A 4,651-nucleotide genomic window follows, 5' to 3' on the forward strand; every position below is an offset into this window, starting at 1 on the left:
GCGCCCGGGCGGCATCATCAAGATGCTCGACCTGATCCACCCGATGTATCAGGCCACCGCCGCCTACGGCCACTTCGGCCGCAAGCCTTACGAGATGACGGTGAACGGCGAAACCTTCACCGCGTTCTCGTGGGAGAAGACGGACAAGGCCGAGCTGCTGAAGGATGCGGCGAAGAAGCTGAAGTAAGGCTTCATCACTGAAACGAAAAGGCCGCAGTGATGCGGCCTTTTTTGTGGGGGCGACCTCGTGAGTGTTCCCGGAATCCCACCGCCTCCGGCAGAAATGGCGTTCGCCCCGGCGCGGCGTATACGCCGCAAGCGTGCCGGGCCTCACCCCGTATTCTGAAGCCCTTGCGCCACCCCGTTCACCGTCGCCACCAGCGCCCGCAACAGGCTGTCATCGCTGCTGCCCGACGCGCGCCAGCGCGTCAGCAGATCGACCTGCAGGAAGCTGATCGGGTCGACATACGGGTTGCGGACGCGGATCGATTCAGCCAGCCGAGGCTCGTTGGCCAGCAGCGTTTCCTGGCCGCGCAAGCGCAGCACCCAGTGACGGGTGCGCTCGAACTCGGCGGTGATCATCGGGAAGAAGGCTTCGTGCAGCGGGCCGGACAGTTTCGAGAAGCGTTCGGCGATGTCGAGATCGCACTTGGCGAGGATCATGTCGGTGTCGTCGAGCAGCACGCGGAAGAACGCCCAGTCGCGTGACATCTCGAACAGCCGCGCTTCGCCGAGTTCGGCGGCGGCCTGTTCGAGACCGCTGCCGAGGCCGTACCAGGCGGTGAGGCCGGAGCGGCATTGGGTCCAGGCGAACACCCAGGGAATGGCGCGCAGGCTTTCCACACCGACCATCGTGCCGCGGCGGCTCGGGCGGCTGCCGAGGGTCATCTTTTCGATGATGTCGATCGGTGTGGCGGTGCGGAAGTAGTCGACGAAATCGGGCGCATCGACGAAGCCGCGATAGGCCGTGCGGCTGTGATTGGAGATCGCGGTCATCGCTTCACGCCAGGCGCCTTCGCGCGCTTCCGGGATGCGCGGGCGCAAGCTTGCCCGCAAGGTGGCGCCGACCATCTGCTCGAGGCTGCGCAAGGCCAGCGCGCGGATGCCGTACTTGCGGTGGATGACTTCGCCCTGTTCGGTCACCCGAAGTGAGCCGGCAACCGAGCCGCGCGGGCTGGACATCAGCGCGGTGACGATCTTGCCGCCACCACGGCTGGCCGAACCGCCACGACCGTGGAAGAACTTGAGCTTGATGCCGAAGGCCTGCGCCGCTTCGAGCAGTTCGACCTGGGCGCGTTGCAGCCCCCAACGAGAAGCGACGGTGCCACCGTCCTTGCCGCTGTCCGAATAGCCGAGCATCACCGCCTGGCGATCGCCGCGGGCGGCGAGATGTTCGCGATAGACCGGGTCGGCGAACAGCGCGCGCAGCGTGTCTGGACCAGCACGAAGATCGTCGACGGTTTCGAACAGTGGCGCGATGTCCAGCGGCACCTGGCCGCGCTCATCGACCAGCCCGCCGTGGCGCGCCAGCGCGAGCACCGCGAGCACGTCGGCGGCACGCTGCGCCATGCTGATGATGTACAGGCCGATGGCCTCGGCGCCGTAGCGGTTGATCGACTCGGCGAGTGTTGTGAACACCGCCGTGCAGCGAACGGCCGTCGCGTCATCCGACGCGGCGAAGGTGGCGCTGGCACCGGCGTAGGGACGCAGGCTTTCGCTCTGCGCGTCACCCGCAAGGTCCGCCCATTCCGGATTGCCGATCAGCGCGTCGATGGCTTTGGCGTGGACGCGCGAATCCTGGCGGCAGTCGAGCCGCGCCAGATGAAAACCGAACGTCCGTACTCGCCACAACAGGCGGCGCACCGCGTACCAGCCGGCGTTCAGGCCCTTGCCGGCGAGCAGGCTTTCAGCGACCAGTTCGATGTCGGCCCGGAAGGCTTCGGCGTTCTCATAGCCGCCGTCGTCATCGTGGGCAGTCGCCCGCAGACGAGCACGGATCAAGGTCAGGAACAGGCGATACGGCATGTCGCCGTGGCGTGGCTTCAAGGCGGCGCCGGCTTCCGGCAGCAGCGTCTTGTAAGCGGCAATACGGCGCAGCAGTTCCCCGGCAACGTCGACCCGATCCGCCGTCTGGCTCAAGGAGTCGGATAGCTCGCCGACCTCGGCCGCATAGCGTTCAAGGATTCGCGCGCGCTGGCTTTTCAGCGTATCGGCAATGGTGTCGGCACCGACGTTCGGGTTGCCGTCCATGTCGCCGCCAACCCAGGAGCCGAAGCGCAGCAGGCGCGGCATCTCCACTTCGGTGCCGTACACGGTGCGGATCGCATCCTCGAAGGCTTCGTAGAACGCCGGCACGATGTTGTAGATCGCACCGCTCAGATAGAAGCCGACGTGGTCGCATTCGTCCTGCACGGTCGGGCGTGCCGCAGCGGTTTCGCGGGTCTGCCAGCTGGCAGTCAGCGCGACCCGCAGGCGCCCCCAGTCGGCGGCGCGCTCCGGGCCGGTGAGACTGGGATCGAATTCGTTGACCAGGCAGCGGACGATCTGCTGCTCCTTCTCCAGAATCGAGCCGCGCACCGCTTCGGTCGGATGGGCGGTGAATACCGGTTCGACATCGAGCCGGCCCAGCCACAGCAGCAGTTCGCGGGCGCTGACACCGGCCGCCTTCAGGGTGTGCAGCGCGTCGAGCAGGCTGTCCGGCTGGGCGGCGGCGCCGGCCCGTTCGTAATCGCGGCGGCGGCGAATGCGATGCACGCGCTCGGCAATGTTGACGCCCTGGAAGTAGGTCGAGAACGCCCGCGTCAGCCATTCCGCCTGGACCACTGGTAGATCGGACAACAACGCCGATAGCTCTTGCGACGTAGCGGTGCCTTCGCGGCGACGGATAGCCGTGGTGCGCACCGTTTCGACGCCGTCGAGAAACGCCGCGCCGTGCTGCTCGGCAAGCATTTCACCCACCGTCGCACCGATGCGGCGCACGTTCTCGCGCAGCGGGGCATCGGCGGCATTGCGGGCGTTACGAGTGTCGCTGGTCGAGTTATCCATGATCCTTGGTACGCAAAGCCGATGCCGAGTTCGCACGAAACGGCTGGCCCGGGCCGCCGGTCGAACAGTCCGGCTCCTGTCTATCCTTTTATCCGCATAGGCGAATACAATGTCTGCCAAGACTCCCGAGGGGCGCTGCGACCGTCGCGACACGATGACGGCCAGGCTCGGGGGCAGGCTTCCAGCAACGGCGCCCGTTCCAACCGATTTCTACACTGGAGCGATGCTCATGAATGCTGTCCTGAAACCTGCTGAAAAGTTCACCGACTTCAAGGTCCGCGACATCTCGCTGGCCGAATTCGGCCGCAAGCGTATCCGCATGGCCGAAGAAGAAATGCCCGGCCTGATGTCGATCCGCGCCAAGTACGCGCCGCTGCAGCCGCTGAAGGGCGTGCGTCTGACCGGCTCCCTGCACATGACCAAGGAAACGGCCGTGCTGCTGGAAACCCTCGGTCACCTCGGTGCCTCGGTGCGCTGGGCCAGCTGCAACATCTTCTCGACCTCGGATGATTCCGCCGCTGCAGTCGCGGCCGCCGGCACGCCGGTGTTCGCCTGGAAGGGTGAAACGCTGGAGGAATACTGGGACCTGGCGCTGGACTCGATCACCCACACCCTGCCCGACGGCACGCTCACCGGCCCCGAGCTGGTGGTCGACGACGGCGGCGACGTGACCCTGCTGATCCACAAGGGTTACGAGCTGGAAAACGGTTCGGACTGGGTCAACACGCCATCCGACAACCACGAGATCAAGGTCATCAAGGACCTGCTCAAGAAGGTCGCCGTCGAGCGCCCCGGCTTCTGGACCCGTGTGGTCAAGGACTGGCGCGGCGTTTCGGAAGAGACCACCACCGGCGTGCACCGCCTGTATCAGATGGTCGAGGCCGGCAAGCTGCTGGTACCGGCGATCAACGTCAACGATTCGGTCACCAAGTCGAAGTTCGACAACCTCTACGGCTGCCGTGAATCGCTGGCCGACGGCATCAAGCGCGCCACCGACGTGATGATCGCGGGCAAGATCGCGCTGGTGTGCGGCTATGGCGACGTCGGCAAGGGCTGTGCGCAGGCCATGCGCGCACTGTCGGCACAGGTGTGGGTGACCGAGATCGACCCCATCAATGCGCTGCAGGCGGCGATGGACGGCTTCCAGGTCGACACCGTCGAAGACACGCTGGGCCTGGCCGACATCTATGTCACCACCACCGGCAACAAGGACATCATCACCCTCGAGCACATGAAGGCGATGAAGCACAACGCGCTGGTCTGCAACATCGGCCACTTCGACAACGAGATCCAGATGGATCGTCTGAACAGCGCCGATGGCGTGGTGAAGATGAACATCAAGCCGCAGGTCGATCACTACACCTTCCCGGGCGGCAAGAGCATCTACATTCTTGCCGAAGGCCGGCTCGTGAACCTCGGTTGCGCCAATGGCCATCCGGCGTTCGTGATGAGCAACTCGTTCTCCAACCAGACGCTGGCGCAGATCGATCTCTGGAAGAACAAGGACAGCTACGAAAAGACCGTGTATCGCCTGCCGAAGAAGCTCGACGAAGAAGTGGCGGCGCTGCATCTGGAGCAGATCGGCGTGAAGCTGACCAAGCTCACC

At 65.2% G+C, this 4,651-nt stretch carries 3 protein-coding genes and 1 riboswitch; of the genes, 2 read left to right on the forward strand and 1 reads right to left on the reverse strand.

Annotation, left to right across the window (positions count from 1 at the left end; translation table 11 throughout):
* The coding region (locus tag QZY06_RS20740) for a methionine adenosyltransferase domain-containing protein (RefSeq protein ID WP_295687813.1) at window positions 1-187 on the forward strand (187 nt) is incomplete at its 5' end.
* Between the two features lie 143 nt (window positions 188-330).
* Here the strand turns inward: QZY06_RS20740 and ppc are convergent.
* Window positions 331-3,045 carry a phosphoenolpyruvate carboxylase gene (gene ppc, locus QZY06_RS20745; RefSeq protein WP_295687814.1) on the reverse strand — a complete coding sequence of 905 codons (2,715 nt, stop codon included), beginning with the start codon at window positions 3,043-3,045 and terminating at the stop codon, window positions 331-333.
* Between the two features lie 121 nt (window positions 3,046-3,166).
* Window positions 3,167-3,248, forward strand: a riboswitch (S-adenosyl-L-homocysteine riboswitch).
* Window positions 3,249-3,274: 26 nt separating this feature from the next.
* On the opposite strand from ppc, the gene ahcY reads away from it, so the two are divergent.
* Window positions 3,275-4,651 (forward strand): adenosylhomocysteinase (gene ahcY, locus QZY06_RS20750; RefSeq protein ID WP_295687817.1); only part of this gene is annotated, 1,377 nt, incomplete at its 3' end.

This window comes from uncultured Nevskia sp., from assembly GCF_903885465.1.
Taxonomy (GTDB): domain Bacteria; phylum Pseudomonadota; class Gammaproteobacteria; order Nevskiales; family Nevskiaceae; genus Nevskia.

What these genes read in the sequence shown, in the direction of transcription:
- ppc (WP_295687814.1), bottom strand. Translation starts at nt 3,045, where the DNA reads ATGGATAACTCGACCAGCGACACTCGTAACGCCCGCAATGCCGCCGAT.